This window comes from Bradyrhizobium sp. 142, assembly GCF_023074015.1.
Classification (GTDB): Bacteria; Pseudomonadota; Alphaproteobacteria; order Rhizobiales; family Xanthobacteraceae; genus Bradyrhizobium.
Map to the genome: position 1 here is coordinate 1 of NZ_JADPKQ010000481.1, position 18,648 is coordinate 18,648.

18 protein-coding genes are annotated in these 18,648 nt (G+C 63.8%); 14 read left to right on the top strand and 4 right to left on the bottom strand.

What is annotated here, in order from left to right:
- Nucleotides 1-504: transposase (locus IVA82_RS43390; RefSeq protein ID WP_247386324.1), on the bottom strand; the 504-nt coding region annotated here is incomplete at its 3' end.
- A gap of 369 nt (nucleotides 505-873) precedes the next feature.
- Between IVA82_RS43390 and IVA82_RS43395 the strand changes: the two genes are divergently transcribed.
- From IVA82_RS43395 to IVA82_RS43415, 5 genes are all read left to right on the top strand, one after another.
- Nucleotides 874-3,141 carry an acyl-CoA dehydrogenase gene (locus IVA82_RS43395; protein ID WP_247386325.1) on the top strand — a complete coding sequence of 756 codons (2,268 nt, stop codon included), beginning with the start codon at nucleotides 874-876 and terminating at the stop codon, nucleotides 3,139-3,141.
- Entirely contained in the window at nucleotides 3,141-4,424 is a 1,284-nt protein-coding gene (locus IVA82_RS43400) for an acetyl-CoA C-acetyltransferase (RefSeq protein WP_247386327.1), read from the top strand. Before IVA82_RS43395 ends, IVA82_RS43400 begins: the two co-directional genes overlap by 1 nt.
- Before the next feature lie 2 nt (nucleotides 4,425-4,426).
- Nucleotides 4,427-6,523, top strand: a complete 2,097-nt coding sequence (locus IVA82_RS43405) for a 3-hydroxyacyl-CoA dehydrogenase NAD-binding domain-containing protein (RefSeq protein ID WP_247386329.1) — start codon at nucleotides 4,427-4,429, stop codon at nucleotides 6,521-6,523.
- A 21-nt stretch (nucleotides 6,524-6,544) separates the two neighbouring features.
- Nucleotides 6,545-6,955, top strand: coding sequence for an acyl-CoA thioesterase (locus tag IVA82_RS43410; RefSeq protein WP_247386331.1), 411 nt, complete (start codon nucleotides 6,545-6,547; stop codon nucleotides 6,953-6,955).
- 168 nt (nucleotides 6,956-7,123) lie between these two features.
- Nucleotides 7,124-7,315: a hypothetical protein gene (locus IVA82_RS43415; RefSeq protein ID WP_247386333.1), complete on the top strand. Its 192-nt coding sequence runs from the start codon at nucleotides 7,124-7,126 to the stop codon at nucleotides 7,313-7,315.
- Nucleotides 7,316-7,536: 221 nt separating this feature from the next.
- Here IVA82_RS43415 and IVA82_RS43420 read toward each other — a convergent pair whose 3' ends face one another.
- The gene (locus IVA82_RS43420) at nucleotides 7,537-8,001 is read right to left on the bottom strand and encodes a nuclear transport factor 2 family protein (protein WP_247386334.1); all 465 of its coding nucleotides are present in this window, start codon (nucleotides 7,999-8,001) and stop codon (nucleotides 7,537-7,539) included.
- Between the two features lie 152 nt (nucleotides 8,002-8,153).
- On the opposite strand from IVA82_RS43420, the gene IVA82_RS43425 reads away from it, so the two are divergent.
- Both IVA82_RS43425 and IVA82_RS43430 read left to right on the top strand, forming a co-directional pair.
- Nucleotides 8,154-8,828 (top strand): HAD-IA family hydrolase, encoded by a 675-nt coding sequence (locus IVA82_RS43425; protein ID WP_247386336.1) that lies wholly within the window; start codon nucleotides 8,154-8,156, stop codon nucleotides 8,826-8,828.
- A 92-nt stretch (nucleotides 8,829-8,920) separates the two neighbouring features.
- Nucleotides 8,921-9,760 carry a DeoR/GlpR family DNA-binding transcription regulator gene (locus IVA82_RS43430; protein WP_247386337.1) on the top strand — a complete coding sequence of 280 codons (840 nt, stop codon included), beginning with the start codon at nucleotides 8,921-8,923 and terminating at the stop codon, nucleotides 9,758-9,760.
- Between the two features lie 9 nt (nucleotides 9,761-9,769).
- On the opposite strand, the gene IVA82_RS43435 is transcribed toward IVA82_RS43430, so the two are convergent.
- Nucleotides 9,770-10,192, bottom strand: coding sequence for a type II toxin-antitoxin system VapC family toxin (locus IVA82_RS43435; RefSeq protein WP_247386339.1), 423 nt, complete (start codon nucleotides 10,190-10,192; stop codon nucleotides 9,770-9,772).
- Nucleotides 10,192-10,458 carry a type II toxin-antitoxin system prevent-host-death family antitoxin gene (locus IVA82_RS43440; protein ID WP_247386341.1) on the bottom strand — a complete coding sequence of 89 codons (267 nt, stop codon included), beginning with the start codon at nucleotides 10,456-10,458 and terminating at the stop codon, nucleotides 10,192-10,194. The genes IVA82_RS43435 and IVA82_RS43440 overlap by 1 nt, the downstream gene beginning before the upstream one ends.
- A gap of 269 nt (nucleotides 10,459-10,727) precedes the next feature.
- Between IVA82_RS43440 and glpD the strand changes: the two genes are divergently transcribed.
- The 7 genes from glpD to IVA82_RS43475 all read left to right on the top strand — a co-directional run bounded on the left by glpD (nucleotide 10,728) and on the right by IVA82_RS43475 (nucleotide 18,501).
- Nucleotides 10,728-12,278, top strand: a complete 1,551-nt coding sequence (gene glpD, locus IVA82_RS43445; RefSeq protein WP_247386344.1) for a glycerol-3-phosphate dehydrogenase — start codon at nucleotides 10,728-10,730, stop codon at nucleotides 12,276-12,278.
- Nucleotides 12,275-13,354 (top strand): ABC transporter ATP-binding protein, encoded by a 1,080-nt coding sequence (locus IVA82_RS43450; RefSeq protein ID WP_247386346.1) that lies wholly within the window; start codon nucleotides 12,275-12,277, stop codon nucleotides 13,352-13,354. The genes glpD and IVA82_RS43450 overlap by 4 nt, the downstream gene beginning before the upstream one ends.
- A 12-nt stretch (nucleotides 13,355-13,366) precedes the next feature.
- Nucleotides 13,367-14,452 (top strand): ABC transporter ATP-binding protein, encoded by a 1,086-nt coding sequence (locus IVA82_RS43455; protein WP_247386348.1) that lies wholly within the window; start codon nucleotides 13,367-13,369, stop codon nucleotides 14,450-14,452.
- Nucleotides 14,452-15,426, top strand: coding sequence for a sugar ABC transporter permease (locus IVA82_RS43460; RefSeq protein ID WP_247386350.1), 975 nt, complete (start codon nucleotides 14,452-14,454; stop codon nucleotides 15,424-15,426). Before IVA82_RS43455 ends, IVA82_RS43460 begins: the two co-directional genes overlap by 1 nt.
- Entirely contained in the window at nucleotides 15,426-16,232 is an 807-nt protein-coding gene (locus IVA82_RS43465; RefSeq protein WP_247386352.1) for a carbohydrate ABC transporter permease, read from the top strand. Before IVA82_RS43460 ends, IVA82_RS43465 begins: the two co-directional genes overlap by 1 nt.
- Nucleotides 16,233-16,300: 68 nt before the next feature.
- Nucleotides 16,301-16,630, top strand: coding sequence for a DUF2160 domain-containing protein (locus IVA82_RS43470; RefSeq protein WP_247386354.1), 330 nt, complete (start codon nucleotides 16,301-16,303; stop codon nucleotides 16,628-16,630).
- 128 nt (nucleotides 16,631-16,758) lie between these two features.
- Nucleotides 16,759-18,501 carry an ABC transporter substrate-binding protein gene (locus IVA82_RS43475; protein WP_247386356.1) on the top strand — a complete coding sequence of 581 codons (1,743 nt, stop codon included), beginning with the start codon at nucleotides 16,759-16,761 and terminating at the stop codon, nucleotides 18,499-18,501.
- The last annotated feature ends 147 nt before the right edge of the window (nucleotides 18,502-18,648 follow it).

Genomic DNA, 18,648 nt, shown 5'->3' on the forward strand with positions numbered 1-18,648 from the left:
ATCGTCGGTCCATTCCTTCGGAAGATACAACGCGCGATCGATGAACGCATGACCATGACGCGAAACGTAGGTAGCGAAGACGCCGATCTGGCAGTTCGTAATCTTCCCTGCCGAACCAGTGTATTGCCGCGCCACTCCGCATGACGCTTTGCCCTGCTTGAGAAAGCCGGTCTCGTCGATCACCAGCACCGCATCGTCATCCGCCAAATGCTCGATGACATAGTCGCGCACGATATCGCGCAGGGCATCCGCGTCCCAATCTCCACGACCCAGAATTGCCTGCTGCCGCCATGGGCCAGGATCGCCAGCCGCCTCCGCGCGCATCCAGCCGGTCTTGCGCTGCTCATCTCCGAGCAGACCTTCCAGGAACAAGCCTGCATTCGTCGCAACACGCTCTTGCGTGAACAACGGACGTATCCGTTTCTTGATCTCTCGAAGCGACGCCGCCCACAACGCAAGCGTCTCCTCAACCGACGCGGCCCGCGCCCACGACATTCGAATCATGGTTGCCCATGGATTCAGAAGTCTGCAAACAAAGCAACTGTAATGCTAGGCCGGCGCCTCTCCCTCCCTCCATCGTTATTCCGGGGCGCGCCAACGGAAGGCGCGAACCCGGAATCCATTCATCGACCAACGCTGCCGCGCGACGGTTTCTCAGATGCGCAATTGCGCATCATAGTTCACGCTCCGCGTGCCCCGGAATGACTGCGGCGAGACATTCAGCCCCATTTCCCCTGCCGGAACTGCCACCGCACCCCGACCGTTATGGTCCGGGGCCGCCCGGCCGCGTCAATTTTGCCGGCGAAGTGTTCACTTCCTCCAGCCACTTTCCGCTAAAATGCCCGACAACCGCGCCGATGCATGAGGTCAGCCATGAGCTTCCGCCGCGACACTCTCACGAAACCGATCTTTTCCTGGGCACGCGGCGTCTTGCCGGCGATGTCCGACACCGAGCGCGAGGCGCTGGAGGCCGGCGACGTCTGGTGGGACGCCGATCTCTTCACCGGCAATCCGGACTGGTCGAAACTGCTGGACGTTGCGCCGGCGAAACTGACCGACGAGGAGCAGGCCTTCCTCAACGGCCCGGTCGATGAGCTCTGCGCCATGCTCGACGAGTGGAAGATCTTTTGGGAGTTGCGCGACCTGCCGCAGGACGTCTGGCACTTCGTCAAGCGCGAGAAATTCTTCGGCATGATCATTCCGAAGGAATTTGGCGGCCTTGGCTTCTCGCCCTATGCGCATTCGGAAGTGGTGCGCAAGATCTCGACCCGCTCGATCGCCGCCGCAGTCACCGTGATGGTGCCGAACTCGCTCGGCCCTGGCGAACTCCTGATGCGCTTCGGCACCAGAGAGCAGCAGGAGCGTTGGCTACCGCGGCTGGCCGATGGCCGCGACATTCCCTGCTTCGGCCTCACCAGTCCGGAAGCCGGCTCCGATGCTGCCTCGATGGTCGACACCGGTATCATCTGCAAGGGGAATTTCGAAGGCCGCGAAGTCATCGGCCTCAGGCTCAACTGGCACAAGCGCTACATCACGCTCGGCCCCGTCGCGACGCTGCTTGGTCTTGCGTTCAAAGCCTATGATCCCGATCAATTGGTGGGCGATCAGGAGGAGCTCGGCATCAGCGTGGCGCTGATCCCGACCAACCTTCCCGGTGTCGAGATCGGAAAACGCCATTTGCCGTCGATGCAGGTGTTTCAGAACGGCCCGAATTGGGGCCGCGACGTCTTCATTCCGCTCGACCACGTCATCGGCGGCCAGGAACGATTAGGGCAAGGCTGGAAGATGCTGATGACGGCGCTTGCCGCCGGCCGCGGCATTTCGCTGCCATCTTTATCGGCCGCCGGCGCTGCCTATGCCGCGCGCACCACCGGTGCCTATGCCCGCATTCGCGAGCAGTTCGGCATCTCCATCTCCAAGTTCGAGGGCGTCGAGGAGCCGCTGGCGCGCATCGTCGCCACCGCCTACCAGCTCGATGCGGCGCGGCGGCTCACTTGCGCCGCACTGAATGCCGGGGTTCATCCCGCCGTCATCGCCGGCATCATGAAGCTGCACGCGACCGAGCGGATGCGAACCGCGGTCGACGACGCCATGGACATCCATGGCGGCAAGGCGGTGATCGACGGGCCGCAAAACTATCTCGGCAATCTGCACCGCGCCGTGCCGGTCGGCATCACCGTGGAAGGCGCCAATATCCTGACCCGCAATCTCATCGTGTTCGGGCAGGGCGCTATCCGCGCCCATCCCTATCTGCTCGACGAGATGAACGCGCTGGCCGACACCGACCGCGCGCGCGGGCTCGCCGCATTCGACAAGGCATTCTGGAAACATGTCGGCCACAGTTTTCGGACGTTGTTCCGCGCCTTCGGCCGGAGCTGGACATCTGGTGCTTTTGCGCCGGCGCCGGACGCCGGCGAGGCGACGCCATTCTATCGCCAACTGTCGCGCTATTCGGCTGCGTTCGCACTCTGCGCCGACATGGCGCTGCTCACGCTCGGCGGCGCGCTCAAGCGCAAGGAGACGCTGTCGGCGCGCTTCGGCGACATCCTTTCCGAGCTCTACCTGCTCTCGGCGGTGCTGAAGCGCTGGCACGACGAGGGACGGCAGAAGGAGGATTTTGCCGCGCTGGAATGGTGCATGGCGACCGGCTTCAGGACTATCGAGAACAGGTTCGCCGAAATCCTTGCCAATTTGCCCAACCGTTTCGTTGCCGGCTTCCTCAAGCTCGTGGTGCAGCCCTTCGGCGCCCGCGTGCTCGGCCCAAGCGACCGCGTCGTGCACCAATGCGCAAGCCTCGTGCTCGAGCCGTCGGCCGCGCGCGAGCGCCTCACGCTCGATCTTGCTTATGTCGATGACGACGGCGGCTTCGCGCGGCTGGAGCGCGCGTTCAAGCTGGTTGCAAGCACCGATGCCATCGCCAAACGGATGCGCGCGGCGCATCTGGGCGACTGGAACGAGGCCGTAGCCAAGGGCGTGATCACGCAGGCCGAAGGCGAGCAGCTTGCGGCGGCCCGTGAGGCCGTCACAAAAGTGATCGAGGTCGATGATTTTGCGCCGGAGGCGCTGTCGCCGATTTACAAGAAAACCGCAGGCGTGCATCAGTTCTTCCAGGAACTCGGTGAACAGAGGGCGGCGAGCTGATGGCACGACCGGTTTTCATCGTCGACGGCAGCCGAACGCCGTTTCTAAAAGCACGCTCGGGGCCCGGGCCGTTCACGCCGGTCGATCTCGCCGTGCAATGCGGCCGGCCGCTGCTGGCGCGCCAGCCATTTGCGCCCACCGCCTTCGACCAGGTCATTCTCGGCTGCGTCAACGTCATCGCGGACGAGATGAATCCGGCCCGCGTCGCCGCGCTCAGGCTCGGCATGGGCGAGGACATGGTCGCCTTCACGGTGCAGATCAATTGCGGCTCCGGCATGCAGTCGATCGACACCGGCTACCGCTACATCCGCGAGGGCCACGCCGACATGATCCTCGCCGGCGGCACCGAGGCTTTGAGCCACGCGCCGCTGGTCTGGCCGAACTCCGGCGTCCGCTGGTTCGCCGGCCTTGCCACCGCCAAGAGCATGGCGGCAAAGCTTGCCGCGGCCCTCAAGTTGCGGCCGCGCTATCTCAAGCCGATCATCGGCCTCGAGCGTGGGCTCACCGATCCCGTCACGGATTTGAACATGGGTCAGACCGCGGAGGTCGTCGGCCATCTCTTCGGCATTACGCGCGCGCAATCGGATGCCTATGCCGCCGAGAGCCATCGTCGGCTCGCACATGCGCAGGTGGAAGGATTTCTGAAGGGTGAGGTCGAGACGGCGTTCTCCCGGGACGGCAAGTTCTTCGACCATGACGATGGCGTTCGGCCCGACTCTTCGTCCGAGACGCTGGCAAAACTGAAGCCGGTGTTCGAGCGCCCCTGGGGCCAGGTCACCGCCGGCAATTCCTCGCAGATCACCGACGGCGCTTCCTGGGTGATCCTCGCCTCCGACGAGGCGGTGGCAAAGCACGGATTGACGCCGAAGGCAGTCATCGTTGACAGCAACTGGGCTGCGCTCGATCCGGGCATCATGGGGCTCGGCCCGGTGATGTCCGCGACGCCGCTGCTTGCGCGCAACAATCTCACCATCAAGGACGTCGAGACCTGGGAGCTGAACGAAGCCTTTGCCACCCAGGTGCTGGGCTGTCTCGCCGCCTGGAACGACGACAAGTTCTGCCGCGAGATCCTCGGGCTCGACGGCGCCGCCGGCGAGATCGACCGCGACAGGCTCAACGTCGATGGCGGCGCCATCTCGCTCGGCCATCCCGTCGGCACGTCCGGCAACCGCATCGTGCTGCATCTGGTCAACGCCATGAGGCGGCTTGGCACGCGGCGTGGGGTTGCCACCGAATGCATCGGCGGCGGGCTCGGCGGCGCCATGCTGATCGAGGCGGTGTGACCATGGACTCGAAGATCATGACCGCATTTGGCGATCGCGTGCTGACGCTTGGGCCTCAGCTTGCGGCCGACAGCCCCTACCGCCACTTCAAGCTGACGCGCGATGCCGACGGTGTCGCCTGGCTGCTGTTCGACCGCGCCGAGACAAGCACCAACACGCTATCCTCCGACGTGTTGGAGGAGTTCGACGCCGTGCTTGCGGCGATCGAGACCGAGCGTCCTGCCGGCCTCGTGATCCGTTCGGCAAAGCCGTCCGGCTTCATCGCCGGCGCAGACGTCAATGAATTCCGCGGCGCCGGCGATTCCGCAATGGTGGAGACGCGCATCCGCGCCGCGCATGCGGTGGTCGATCATCTGGAAGCGCTGAAGCTGCCGACGGTCGCGGTCATCCACGGCTTCTGCCTCGGCGGCGGGCTCGAGGTCGCGCTTGCCTGCCAGTCGCGCATCGCCATCGACGGCGCGCGATTCGGCTTCCCGGAGGTGATGCTGGGCCTGCATCCGGGCCTCGGCGGCACCGCGCGTTTCACCGCGCTGGTCAATCCGACGCAGTCGATGGCCCTGATGCTGACCGGCCGCACCATCGATGCGCGCCGTGCCAGATCGATAGGCCTTGTCGATACCGTGACGCAGGAACGGCACGTCCGCAATGCGGTGAAGGACGCGCTGTTTGGCCGCCTGAAGCGGGCGCGGCCGGGTCTTTTGACTCGCGCGGCGAATTTCGGACCCGTGCGCGGGCTTCTGGCCAAGCGCATGCGCAGCGAAGCGGCGAAGGCGGCATCCCGCGAGCACTATCCAGCGCCTTTCGCGTTGATCGATCTCTGGGAGACGCATGGCGGCAGCAAAGCCGCGATGCTCAGGGCCGAGCAGGGCTCGTTCGCCAAGCTGACGGTAACGTCCACTGCGCAAAATCTGATCCGGGTGTTCTTCCTGCGCGAGCAGATGAAGAAGGCCGCCGGCAGCGGTAACACGATCAAGCAGGTCCACGTCATCGGCGCCGGTGCCATGGGCGGCGATATCGCGGCGTGGTGCGCGAGCCAGGGGATGCGCGTCTCACTCGCCGACATGAAGGCTGAGCCGATCGCCAGCGCGGTGAAGCGCGCGGCCGAGCTCTATGGCAAGATCATCCGCAAACCCACCGAGGTGCGCGACGCGCTCGATCGCCTGATCCCCGACATGGACGGCGAGGGCGTTCGCAATGCCGATCTCATCATCGAGGCGGTGCCAGAAAAGCTCGAGCTGAAGCAGAAGGTCTATGCCGGCCTCGAGCCCCGGATGAAACAGGGCGCGATTCTTGCGACCAACACATCGAGCATCCCGCTCCAGGATCTGCGCACGACGCTGGGGCGGCCGGAGCGCCTCGTCGGTCTGCACTTCTTCAACCCGGTGTCGCGGCTGCAACTGGTCGAGGTCGTCAGCCATGACGGTAATGATCTTGAGGTGTTGAAGCAGGCGCTCGCCTTCGTCGGCGCGATCGAGCGCCTGCCGCTGCCCGTGAAGAGTTCGCCCGGCTTCCTCGTCAACCGGGCGCTTACGCCCTACATGCTGGAGGCGATGGTGATGCTGGACGAGAGGATCGACCAGCGGCTGATCGATGCGGCGGCCGAACAGTTCGGCATGCCGATGGGGCCGATCGAACTCGCCGACCAGGTCGGGCTCGATATTTGTCTTGATGTCGGCGACATGCTCCGCACCAGGTTCGGCGATCTCTTGCCGCCGACGCCGGCCTGGCTGCGCGAGAAAGTCGCCAAGGGCGAACTCGGCCGCAAGACCGGCAAGGGCTTCTACGTCTGGAAGGGCGGCAAGGCGGAGAAGGCGCCGTTGCCCGAGACCGGCCCACGTGTCACCGACCAGATGATCGACCGCTTGGTGCTGCCGATGTCCAACGTCTGCGTGGCCGCGCTGCGCGAAGGTATTGTCGACGATCCCGATGCGGTCGACGGCGCCATGATTTTCGGCACCGGCTACGCGCCATTCCGGGGCGGCCCGCTGAACTATGCGCGTGCACGTGGCGTGGAGAATGTCGTATCCACGCTGCGCGCACTGGCCGAGAGATTCGGCGGCCGGTTCGCGCCAGATCCTGGCTGGGACAATTTCAAGTGAGCAATTGCAAGTGAGAGAGGCATGAGCGAACAAGGGCACACCGGGCCGAGCGGCGATCTCTGCATCCGCACGCTGGCGATGCCGGCTGACACCAACGCGAACGGCGACATCTTCGGCGGCTGGCTGCTCAGCCAGATGGACGTCGGCGGCGGCGTGTTCGCCTCGAAAGTCGCGAAGTCGCGCACGGTGACGGTCGCGATCGAGGCGATGAATTTTCGCAAGGCGGTCTATGTCGGCGATCTCGTCTCCGTCTACGCCAACCTCGTGCGTGTGGGGCGCACCTCGCTCACCATACATCTCGAAGCCTGGGCGCTGCGGCGCAGGGAAGCGCATCCGTTCCTCGTCACCGACGGAAATTTTACCTACGTCTCGATCGACGACCACGGTCGTCCGCAGGCAATCAGCCAGAGCGATACGCGGATCCCGACCTGACCGCGCTGCGTCCGCAGCCGTCGCGTCTTCGCCAAGAACAAGTCATAAAACGGATGAGGTCCCGGCGTACCCAATTGCCTGTCGATTCGGGGTGGAAACGGCCTCAAATGCCCAGGAACCTTTGGGCGAGAGTGTCGTTGTTTGCCCGCACTGAGGAATCCACGGACCATGCCGGACAGCTACATCATCGAAGTCGATTCGCAGACCGCAGGTATCGTCGTTCGCTCTCAGGGGGGCTACTGCTTCTTCGCCTCCTCCCCACGTTTCAACCGTCTCGAAGGCCAGCTCTTCCGCAACGCCCGCGAAGCCGAGCGCGCGGCGCGCAAGCTGGCTAACGGAGAGGTGGAGGAAGCGGCGTAGGTGCCACCGCTCGTCATTCCGGCGCGCGCAATGCGAACTCGGAATCTTTTGCCGCGAACACTGCCTTCCCTTCTCCCCTTGTGGGAGAAGGTGGTGCGAAGCGCCGGATGAGGGATTATCTCGGCAAATTCAACTGTGAGGGGCCCACTCGCGGAGAGAACCCCTCACCCGCCTCGCCGCTGCGAGCCACCCTCTCCCACAGGGCGAGAGGGTAGGAATCATCACAGCTTCGTCGCGGAGCGCGAGAGCAGCTTCCAGTCGTCGCCCTGCTTCTGCCAGTTCATCAGGATGTGAAGGTTGGTCGGCACTTTCTTCCCATCGGCTGCCATTTCCTGTTCTGCGACCCAGTGGAAGCGCACGATCGCGGCGGGGCCGACGACCTTGATGGTCCGGTCCTGATATTCAATCGACAGGAATTTCGATTTTCCGTCGGTGGCATTGGCGATGAAGGTCGCCTTGTCCTCGACCTTGCCGCTGGAATGGCTGTAGCTCACTTCGTCGGCGCAGAGTGCGCCGAGCGCCTTGGGGTCGGCTGCGATCTGAGCCAGGCGGAAGGCCTCGACTTTTTTCGCTACGGCTTCTTCGTCCGCCGAGGCTGCCAGGGCCGGGGTCGCCAAAGCAAGTGCGGAGAGGGCCAGGGTCGAGAGAGCCAGACCTGAGATGGAAAGGTCGCGCCGGTTGATCATGTTTCCTCCTTTTTGATCTTGCACCAAGTGTTGCAGCCGCGTTTGCGTTTGTCGAGGGGGACGTCGGGCTTATGCAAGCGCTGCATTGCGCATCTCGGCGCGTATTGATACGTCTCGCGCATTGATGAGCAGCGCGCAGGGGAAACACGGAAATGATGCAGGCCGCAGGCAAGGCATTGCTGTTCGATATCGACGGCACGCTTGCCGATACCGATGCCCTTCACCGCGAGGCGTTCAATCGGGTGTTTGGACCGCGCGGTCATGTGGTCGACGAAGCGCGTTTCAAGCGGGAGATTCAGGGCTTCTCCAACGCCTCGATCGGGGAGCGATTTCTGCCGGCGGAATCGCCGGCATTCCGCGCGGCCGTCATGGACGAGAAGGAACTGACTTTTCGCAATCTGGTCGCCGGGCGGATCGAGCCTTTGCCGGGGCTGATGACGCTGCTCGACCTCGCGGACGCGGCCGGCATTCCCATGGTCGCCGTCACCAACGCGCCGCGCCTGAACGCCGAGTTGCTACTGTCGGGCCTGGGCATCACGCATCGCTTCAAGGCGATCGTGATCGGCGATGAGCTGCCGCATGGCAAGCCGCATCCGCTGCCCTATCAGGAAGGCCTGCGCTTCGTCGGCGCCAGCGCGCAGGCCTCGATCGCGTTCGAGGATTCCCCTTCCGGGGTTCAATCGGCTGCGGCTGCAGGAATACCGACCATAGGCATGCGGACGACCCTCGGCCACGCCGACCTTGTTGCCGCCGGCGCGGTCGCCTCGGCCAGCGCCTACGACGATCCGGAGCTGCTTGCTCGCCTCGCCATTGCCATGGCGTGGTGAAGGGCCTCATTTATTAACCGTGATCGGCTCCTGCATTGACGGGCCGCGCGAACCGCCGCACCATGCATCTTTCCTGAGTTGGGGCCTTCGCCGTGACCGGACTGACCCATCGCCAAGCCGAAATCCTCAACATCGCGCGCGCCTCGGGCCGGGTGATGGTCGAGGAGCTCGCGCGCCGCTTCGAGGTCTCGGCGCAGACCATTCGCAAGGATCTCAACGATCTCTGCGAACGCCGCTCGCTGACCCGCATCCATGGCGGCGCCATCATCGCCTCGGGCGTCGAGAATCTCGCCTATGAGGCGCGCCGTTTCGTCGCCGCGGAGGAGAAGAAGGCGATTGGCGCTGCGGCCGCGTCGCTGATCCCGAACGGCTGCTCGCTGTTCATCAACATCGGCACCACGACGGAGGAGGTCGCGAGCGCGCTGACCTCGCATGAGGATCTGCTCGTCATCACCAACAATCTCAACGTCGCCATGCTGCTCTACCGCCATCCCCGCATCGAAGTGGTGGTCGCCGGCGGCACGGTGCGGCGCGCCGACGGTGCCGTGGTCGGCTCGACCGCGACGCAGCTGATCGGCCAGTTCAAGGTCGACTACGCCATCATCGGCGCCTCCGCCATCGACGAGGAGGGCGCGCTGCTCGACTTCGACTATCGCGAGGTGCAGGTGGCCCAGGCCATCATCGCCAACGCCCGCAGCGTCATGCTGGTCGCGGACTCGACCAAGCTCCGCCGCAGCGCGCCGGTGCGGATCGCCCACATCAGCCAGATCCAGACCTTCGTGACCGACCAGGAATTGCCCGAGCGCCTCGCCACCATCTGCCACAGCAAGGGCATCGAGGTGGTCGAAGCGATGCCGAAGGCGGTGACCGAGGTCGAGGATGCGGCGGCTGAGCCGCCGCAGGATCCTGATTCGGTGGTACGCCTGCGATAGACGGGCGTCCTACCCTGCTGGTCGTTCCCAAGGATTGATCAGCATCACGCCCGTAGGTTCGAAATCCACCACATTGCGCGTAACGACGGTCAGGCCGTGAACAAGCGCGGTCGCGGCGATGAGAGCGTTGCGTTCGGCTCGCGGGTTGGGAACGTGAAGTTGCGCACAGCGCTGCGCGACGGCCGTATCAACGGCGAGGACTCGATCCTCGAACCGAGCCAGAATTTGACTGTCGATCCAAGTACGCAGGACAGCACCTTGCGCTGCGTCTTTGCGCCCGATCAGGCGCGCGCCAAGTTCGATTTCCAGAATCGAGATAGCGGACATGAAGAAGCTCGCCGCAGGGATCGCGTTTGCCCATGCGACGACATTGCGATCAGCTTTGTCTGGCCGCCTCAGTTCGGAAATGACATTGGTGTCCAGCAGAAACATCAGTCGAGATCGGCGGGCTTGAAGATCCCGCCCTCAAGGCGAGGCGGGTTGAAATCAAACTCAGCGTCCGTCTGCGCCAACGCCTCCTGCGCCAACGCCTCGGCGAGACTCATGTGCCCGCCGGTCAGACGCAAATAGTCCTCGATCGTCAGCAGGACATGCGCCGGGCGACCACGGTCTGTAATGAAGACGGGGCCGTCGGATGCCGCCTTCTTGGCGCCACTCGTATCCTGATTGAACTCTCGGCTGGTGAGGGTGGTGGCCATTGCTTGCGCTCGTAACGGGTACGCGCAACATATGTAGATACGTTGCTACTTTCAGGCTCTTGCACAGCGCGGTCGCGCCTACGCTGCCTTCGATGCGATCTTTGCCCTTTAGATCTATCCGTCCGTCTGCCGATTTCTGCGCCGGGTTGCCCACCAAAAAGTTCCAACTTTCGCTTCCTTTCTCCTCTCTTTCATCTTGCTTTCGTTTTTCGCTGTGATCTAATCAAAAACGAAAGTAACCGCTCGACGGAACGAGCGGCCGCCGGGGGATGCGTCTGTTGGACCGTATTTTCGACCTCGCCATTATCGGAGGCGGTGTTAACGGCTGCGGCATCGCGCGCGACGCAGTGGGCCGCGGCAACAGCGTTTTCCTGTGTGAAATGAACGATCTGGCCAGCGGGACGTCGTCCTGGTCGACCAAGCTCGTGCACGGCGGCCTGCGCTATCTCGAATATTACGAGTTTCGTCTGGTCCGCGAGGCACTGATCGAGCGCGAGATTCTTTGGGGCATCGCGCCCCACATCATCCGTCCCCTGCGATTTGTCTTGCCGCATCACGCGGGGCTGCGCCCGGCCTGGCTGCTGCGGCTCGGCCTGTTCCTCTATGATCACATCGGCGGGCGGCATCTGTTGCCGGCGACCCGTTCCGTCGACCTCAGACGTGACGAGGTCGGTCGTCCGCTGATCCCCAATCGCTACACCCGCGCCTTCGAATATTCCGACTGTTTCGTCGATGACGCCCGCCTCGTCGTGCTCAACGCGCGCGATGCCGCCGACAAGGGCGCCGAGATCCGCACCCGCACCCGCGCCAGCGAGATCCGCCAGGCCGACGGCACCTGGACCGTGAGCATGGTCGACACCCTGACCGGTGCCCGCTCGTCGATCCAGGCTCGTGCGTTGGTCAATGCCGGCGGACCCTGGGTCGAGGACGTGCTCGGCCGCGGCGCCGGCCTCAATGCCAAGGCCAAGGTGCGCCTGGTGCAGGGCTCGCACATCGTGGTCAAGAAGCTCTATGACCACGACCGCGCCTACATGTTCCAGAACGCGGATGGCCGCATCATCTTCGTCATCCCCTATCAGGACGATTTCACGTTGATCGGCACCACCGACCGCGACTATGACGGCGATCCCTCCAAGGTGAAGGCGACACCCGAGGAGATCGATTATCTCTGCGCTGCCGCCAGCGAATATCTGGCCAAGCCCGTGACTTCAGAGGATGTGGTCTGGACCTATTCCGGCGTGCGGCCGCTCTATGACGACGGCGCCAGCGAAGCCAAGGCCGCCACCCGCGACTACGTGTTCGAGCTCGACACGCCCGGCGGCGCGCCGCTGCTGTCGATCTACGGCGGCAAGATCACGACCTATCGCCGCCTCGCCGAAGAGGCGCTGGAGCGGCTCGCGCCACATCTTCGCAGCGCCAAGGCACGCGAGGGCTGGACCGGCAAATGGCCGCTGCCCGGCGGCGACATGGGTGTGTCCGATGTCGATGGCCTGATTGCGGAGCTCCAGCGCAGCTATCCCTTCCTCAGCCACGAGCACGCGCGGCGTCTGGCCCGCGCCTATGGCACCCGTGCCATCAAGCTGCTCGGCGATGCCAAATCGGCGGCCGATCTTGGCCAGCCCTTCGGCGCGACGCTGACCGAGCGCGAGGTTCGCTACCTCATGGCCAACGAATGGGCCGTGACGGCCGAGGACATCGTCTGGCGCCGTTCCAAGCTCGGCCTGCGACTATCTGCTGACGAGATCGCGGGCCTGGACGACTGGATTGCAACCCACACCGTGTCGCAAAATCCCCTGCTGGAAGCAGGAGGACGCTCATGACCGTGACGCTCGATCACGTGACGCGCTCCGTCGAGGGAGTTCCGCATATTCGCGACGTCTCGCTGACGCTCGAGAGCGGCACGCTCAACGTGCTGCTCGGGCCGACGCTGTCCGGCAAGACCTCGATCATGCGGCTGCTCGCCGGCCTCGACAAGCCGACCACGGGCAAGGTGCTGGTTGACAGCAAGGACGTCACCGGCGCCGATGTGCGCCAGCGTTCGGTGGCGATGGTCTACCAGCAATTCATCAATTACCCATCGCTCACGGTCTATGAGAACATTGCCTCGCCGCTACGTGTGCAGGGCAAGCCACGCGCGGAGATCGAGAAGCGTGTGGTGGAAGCCGCCAGGCTGCTCAGGCTCGAGCCGTTCCTGAAGCGCACCCCGCTCCAACTCTCCGGCGGCCAGCAGCAGCGCACCGCGATCGCGCGCGCGCTGGTCAAGGGCGCAGATCTCGTGCTGCTCGACGAGCCGCTCGCCAATCTCGATTATAAGCTGCGCGAGGAGCTGCGGACCGAGCTGCCGCGCATCTTCGAGGCGTCCGGCGCGATCTTCGTCTATGCCACCACGGAGCCGACCGAGGCGCTGCTGCTCGGCGGCAACACGGTCTGCATGTGGGAGGGCCGGGCGCTCCAGATCGGCGAGACGCCCAACGTCTACCGCCGGCCGCAGACGCTGCGGGTTGCGCAGGTGTTCTCCGATCCGCCGCTCAACCTCGTCGGCATCGAGAAGAAGAATGGCTCCGTGCAATATGCGGGAGGCATCGCCGCGCCGGCATCTGGTCTCTATTCGTCGCTGGCCGACGGCGCCTATCGCGTCGGTTTTCGTGCGCATCAGCTTGCGCTCGCCAATGGCGAGACTGACCGCCATGCCTTCCATGCCACGGTGACGGTGACGGAGATCACCGGTTCGGAGAGTTTCGTGCATTTGACCCGCGATGGATCGAATTGGGTCGCGGTGCTGCACGGCGTGCACGAGTTCGAGCCCGGCCAGACTATCGATGCCGTGCTCGATCCCAACGACATTTTTGTCTTCGATGCTGCCGACCGGCTGGTCGCGGCACCGGGCAATTCTTGAGGGGGATGCGCCATGGCCCGCATTGACCTCGTCGACCTCGCCCACTCCTACGGCGGCAATGATGCGCCGCAGGACAGCTTTGCGCTGAAACCGGTGACCATGACCTGGCGGCAGGGCGGCGCCTATGCGCTGCTAGGGCCGTCCGGCTGCGGCAAGACCACGCTGCTCAACGTCATTTCCGGCATCATCACGCCGTCCCGCGGAAGAATCCTGTTCGACGGCGACGACATCACACCGCTGTCAACCCAGAAGCGCAACATCGCTCAGGTGTTCCAGTTTCCGGTGATCTACGACACCATGACGGTGGGGCAGAACCTGGCGTTTCCGTTGAAGAATCGCGGCGTGCCAAGGGCCGAGATCGACAAGCGCGTCGCCGAGATCGGCCGCCTGCTCGATCTCGAACCCTATCTCAATCGCAAGGCCACGCGCCTCACCGCCGACGCCAAGCAGAAGATCTCGCTCGGCCGCGGTCTCGTCCGCTCCGACGTTGCCGCCGTGCTGTTTGACGAGCCCCTGACGGTAATCGATCCCGAGCTGAAATGGCAGCTCCGCTCGAAGCTGAAGGCGCTGCATCGTGAGCTCGACCTCACCATGATCTACGTCACCCACGACCAGACCGAGGCGCTGACATTCGCCGATACCGTGGTCGTCATGCATGACGGCCGGGTGGTGCAGAGCGGCACGCCGGCCGAGCTGTTCGACAAACCGGCGCACACCTTCGTCGGCTATTTCATCGGCTCGCCCGGCATGAACATCCTGCCGGCCGAGGTGAGGGGACGCGAGGCGCGGATCGGCGGCCATGTCATTGCGCTCAACCGCAGCTATGACAGCCTGCCGGCGGGCGCGAAGATCGAGATCGGCGTGCGTCCGGAATTCGTCGATGCGGTCACGCCGGCACCCGGCCTGCTGACCGCGAAGATCGATCGCATCGACGATCTCGGCCGCATCCGCTTCGCGCGCGTCCGCGTCGGCGATGCCAGGCTCGCGGCGCGCTCGCCGGCCGGCTTCACCAGTTCGGACGGAACGGCCGGGCTGAAATTCGATCCGTCGCACGTCCACGTCTATGCCGACAGTCTTCTGGTGGAGGGAGCCGCCTGATGGACAAGACCGTCAACCAAAAAGCCTGGTTTCTGGTAGCGCCGGTGTTCCTGGTCGTCGCCTTCTCGGCGGTGCTGCCGCTGATGACGGTGGTGAACTATTCGATGCAGGACACCTTCGGAAACAACCAGTTCTTCTGGAACGGCGTCGGCTGGTTCAAGGAATTGCTCGATCCCTCGACCGATCTCGGCGGCCGCTTCCTGGCCTCGCTCGGGCGCAATCTGTTCTTCTCGCTGGTGATCCTTGCCATCGAGGTGCCGCTCGGCATCGTCGTCGCGTTGTCGATGCCGCGCCAGGGTTGGACGGTGGCGGCCTGTCTCGTCATCCTCGCACTGCCGCTGCTGATTCCGTGGAACGTGGTCGGCACGATCTGGCAGATTTTCGGCCGCCCCGACATCGGCCTGCTCGGCTATGTCCTCAACGCCATCGGCATCGACTATAATTACGTCTCCAACGACATCGACGCCTGGGTCACCGTCATCGTCATGGACGTCTGGCACTGGACCAGCCTGGTCGCGCTGCTCTGCTATGCCGGCCTGAAGTCGATCCCGGAAGCCTATTACCAGGCAGCCCAGATCGACGGCGCCTCGCGCTGGGCCGTGTTCAAGGCGATCCAGCTGCCCAAGATGAACCGGGTGCTGCTGATCGCGGTGCTGCTGCGCTTCATGGACTCGTTCATGATTTATACCGAACCCTTCGTCGTCACCGGTGGCGGGCCGGGCAACTCGACGACCTTCGTGTCGATCGAGCTCGTCAAGATCGCGCTCGGCCAGTTCGACCTCGGCAAGGCCGCCGCGCTGTCGCTGGTCTACAACCTGATCATCCTGATCGTCTGCTGGATATTCTATACCGTCATGACCAATGCCGGCGTCGAACGCAAAGTCCAGGCGGAGAGCGAGCCGGTGGTCGATTTCAAGGCTTCGGCCGGGCTCAAGCCCGTGCCCGCACTCAAGCCAAAGGAAGGAGTGGCCTGATGCACTCAATTCCCGGCCGGCGCGTCATCATGGCGCTGTTCCTGATCTTCCTGCTGCTGCCGATCTACTGGCTCGTCAACATGAGCTTCAAGACCAACGCCGAGATCGTCTCGACGATGACGTTGTGGCCGCACGCACCCACGCTCCAGCACTACAAGCGCATCTTCACCGACGAGAGCTGGTATTCCGGCTATATCAACTCGCTGGAATATGTCGTTCTCAACACCATCATCTCGATCTCGGTGGCGCTGCCTGCGGCCTACGCCTTCTCGCGCTACCGATTCCTCGGCGACAAGCACCTGTTCTTCTGGCTGCTGTCGAACCGCATGGCGCCGGCGGCGGTCTATGCGCTGCCGTTCTTCAATCTCTATTCGGCGATCGGGCTGTTCGATACGCCCTGGGCGGTCGCACTTGCGCACTGCATCTTCAACGTGCCGCTGGCGGTGTGGATCCTCGAAGGCTTCGTCTCCGGTGTGCCGCGCGAGATCGACGAGACCGCCTTCCTCGACGGCTATTCCTTCCCGCGCTTCTTCATCAAGATCCTGGTGCCGCTGATCGCGAGCGGCATCGGCGTCGCCGCCTTCTTCTGCTTCATGTTCTCCTGGGTCGAGCTGCTGCTCGCGCGGACGCTGACCTCGGTGCAGACAAAGCCGATCGCGGCGATCATGACGCGCACGGTGTCGGCGGCCGGCATGGACTGGGGCCTGTTAGCTGCCGCAGGCGTGCTCACCATCATTCCTGGCGCCCTCGTGATCTGGTTCGTCCGCAACTATATCGCGAGCGGCTTCGCGCTCGGCCGGGTCTAGGAGGCGCGCATGATCCCGAAAAGTGGAAACCGGTTTTCGGACCAGATCATGCGCAAGGAGTAGGGCACATGGAATCCATCGCATGGATGGCCTGGACGCTGCCGACCGCGATCTTCTTCGTCGCGCTCGCCTGCACGCTCGCCGTGATGACCTGGCTTGCCGCGGTCTATCCCGAGGCCGAGCGTGTCGGCGTGCTGCGCATCCCGACCACCCGGGGCGACCGCCTGTTCATCTCGCTGATCACGGCCGCGGTCATCCACCTCTTGTGGATCGCCTTCATCGGCACCGACGCGCTTGCCACAATACCAATCGGCGAGGAGGGCATCGAGATTTCGCGCCTGTGGCTCGCATCAGGAATTTCGCTGGTCACGGCCGTGCTCGTTTTTCGCACGGTCTAGCTCGCGAAGGGACGGCCAGATCCGGGAGCAAACCCGGGCCTGTATAAAGTTTGTCGCTGCAACGGAGGAACAACATGCGGCAGTTTAGGAGAAGGGAACGTCCATTGACCAAAAGCAGTTTTCTAACGATGTCGAGCGCCGCCGCGCTTATCGCGGTGTCGTTTGCCGTCTCGGCGCCGGTCCGCGCCGCCGACGACGCTGCGATCCAGAAGTGGATCGCGGAATTCCAGCCCTCGACGCTGTCGAAGGAAGACCAGAAGAAGGAGCTGGAGTGGTTTGCCAAGGCCGCCGAGCCCTTCAAGGGCATGGAGATCAACGTCGTCTCCGAGACCATCACGACCCACGAATATGAGTCGCAGACGCTGGCCAAGGCGTTCTCCGAACTTACCGGCATCAAGCTCAAGCACGACATCATCCAGGAAGGTGACGTGGTCGAGAAGCTGCAGACCCAGATGCAGTCCGGCAAGAACGTCTATGACGGCTGGATCAACGACTCCGATCTGATCGGCACGCACTTCCGCTACGGCCAGACCATCGCGCTGTCGGACTACATGACCGGTGAGGGCAAGGACGTCACCGACCCCATGCTTGAGGTCAACGACTTCATCGGCAAGTCCTTTGGCACGGCACCGGACGGCAAGCTCTACCAGCTGCCCGACCAGCAGTTCGCCAACCTTTACTGGTTCCGCTACGATTGGTTCACCAACCCGGACTACAAAGCCAAGTTCAAGGCCAAGTATGGCTACGAGCTCGGCGTGCCCGTGAACTGGTCCGCCTATGAGGACATCGCCGAGTTCTTCACCAACGACATCAAGGAGATCAACGGCGTCAAGGTCTACGGCCATATGGATTATGGCAAGAAGGACCCCTCGCTCGGCTGGCGTTTCACCGACGCCTGGCTGTCGATGGCCGGCAACGGTGACAAAGGCATTCCGAACGGTCTGCCGGTCGACGAGTGGGGCATCCGCATGGAAGGCTGCCGCCCGGTCGGCTCCTCGGTCGAGCGTGGTGGCGACACCAACGGCCCGGCCGCGGTCTACTCGATCACGAAGTATCTGGACTGGATGAAGAAGTATGCTCCGCCGCAGGCCCAGGGCATGACCTTCTCTGAGTCCGGTCCGGTGCCGGCGCAGGGCAACATCGCCCAGCAGATGTTCTGGTACACCGCCTTCACCGCCGACATGGTGAAGCCGGGCATCGCCGTGATGAACGCGGACGGTACGCCGAAATGGCGTATGGCTCCGTCGCCGCATGGCGCGTACTGGAAGGAAGGCATGAAGCTTGGCTATCAGGACGCTGGCTCGCTCACGCTTCTGAAGTCGACACCCGCGGATCGCCGCAAGGCGGCCTGGCTCTATCTCCAGTTCATCGTCTCGAAGACGGTGTCGCTGAAGAAGAGCCATGTCGGTCTCACCTTCATCCGTGAATCCGACATCTGGGACAAGTCGTTCACGGAGCGTGCGCCGAAGCTCGGCGGCCTGATCGAGTTCTACCGCTCGCCCGCGCGCGTGCAGTGGACCCCGACCGGCAACAACGTGCCCGACTATCCGAAGCTCGCGCAGCTGTGGTGGCAGAACATCGGCGATGCGTCGTCCGGTACGAAGACGCCGCAAGCCGCGATGGACTCGCTTGCCGCAGCTCAGGACTCCGTCATGGAACGCCTGGAGAAGTCCGGCGTGCAGGGTGCCTGCGGTCCGAAGCTGCACAAGAAGGAAACGGCCGAGTACTGGTTCGCCAAGGCCCAGAAGGACGGCACGATTGCTCCCCAGCGCAAGCTTGCCAACGAGAAGCCGAAGGGCGAGACGGTCGACTACGACACGCTGATCAAGTCGTGGCCGGCGCAACCCCCGAAGCGCGCCTCGCTGCAGTAACGCACCTTCATAGCGACGAAAGGCCGGGAGCAATCCCGGCCTTTTTCTTTGGTGTGCCGAGCATGTTCGACAGCTTGGAGGTGGAAGTCCTTTACCCAGCCTGATGGCGGCGAAGGGTTAGCGAAGCGCAAGGGCGTCATCGCGAGA

Excerpts from the sequence above, each read along its gene's own strand:
- IVA82_RS43465 (WP_247386352.1), top strand. The coding sequence starts at position 15,426 with ATGCACTCAATTCCCGGCCGGCGCGTCATCATGGCGCTGTTCCTGATC.
- IVA82_RS43415 (WP_247386333.1), top strand. The coding sequence starts at position 7,124 with ATGCCGGACAGCTACATCATCGAAGTCGATTCGCAGACCGCAGGTATC.
- IVA82_RS43475 (WP_247386356.1), top strand. The coding sequence starts at position 16,759 with ATGTCGAGCGCCGCCGCGCTTATCGCGGTGTCGTTTGCCGTCTCGGCG.
- IVA82_RS43420 (WP_247386334.1), bottom strand. The coding sequence starts at position 8,001 with ATGATCAACCGGCGCGACCTTTCCATCTCAGGTCTGGCTCTCTCGACC.
- IVA82_RS43400 (WP_247386327.1), top strand. The coding sequence starts at position 3,141 with ATGGCACGACCGGTTTTCATCGTCGACGGCAGCCGAACGCCGTTTCTA.
- IVA82_RS43450 (WP_247386346.1), top strand. The coding sequence starts at position 12,275 with ATGACCGTGACGCTCGATCACGTGACGCGCTCCGTCGAGGGAGTTCCG.
- IVA82_RS43460 (WP_247386350.1), top strand. The coding sequence starts at position 14,452 with ATGGACAAGACCGTCAACCAAAAAGCCTGGTTTCTGGTAGCGCCGGTG.
- IVA82_RS43395 (WP_247386325.1), top strand. The coding sequence starts at position 874 with ATGAGCTTCCGCCGCGACACTCTCACGAAACCGATCTTTTCCTGGGCA.
- IVA82_RS43435 (WP_247386339.1), bottom strand. The coding sequence starts at position 10,192 with ATGTTTCTGCTGGACACCAATGTCATTTCCGAACTGAGGCGGCCAGAC.
- IVA82_RS43440 (WP_247386341.1), bottom strand. The coding sequence starts at position 10,458 with ATGGCCACCACCCTCACCAGCCGAGAGTTCAATCAGGATACGAGTGGC.
- IVA82_RS43425 (WP_247386336.1), top strand. The coding sequence starts at position 8,154 with ATGATGCAGGCCGCAGGCAAGGCATTGCTGTTCGATATCGACGGCACG.
- IVA82_RS43455 (WP_247386348.1), top strand. The coding sequence starts at position 13,367 with ATGGCCCGCATTGACCTCGTCGACCTCGCCCACTCCTACGGCGGCAAT.
- glpD (WP_247386344.1), top strand. The coding sequence starts at position 10,728 with ATGCGTCTGTTGGACCGTATTTTCGACCTCGCCATTATCGGAGGCGGT.
- IVA82_RS43470 (WP_247386354.1), top strand. The coding sequence starts at position 16,301 with ATGGAATCCATCGCATGGATGGCCTGGACGCTGCCGACCGCGATCTTC.
- IVA82_RS43405 (WP_247386329.1), top strand. The coding sequence starts at position 4,427 with ATGGACTCGAAGATCATGACCGCATTTGGCGATCGCGTGCTGACGCTT.
- IVA82_RS43410 (WP_247386331.1), top strand. The coding sequence starts at position 6,545 with ATGAGCGAACAAGGGCACACCGGGCCGAGCGGCGATCTCTGCATCCGC.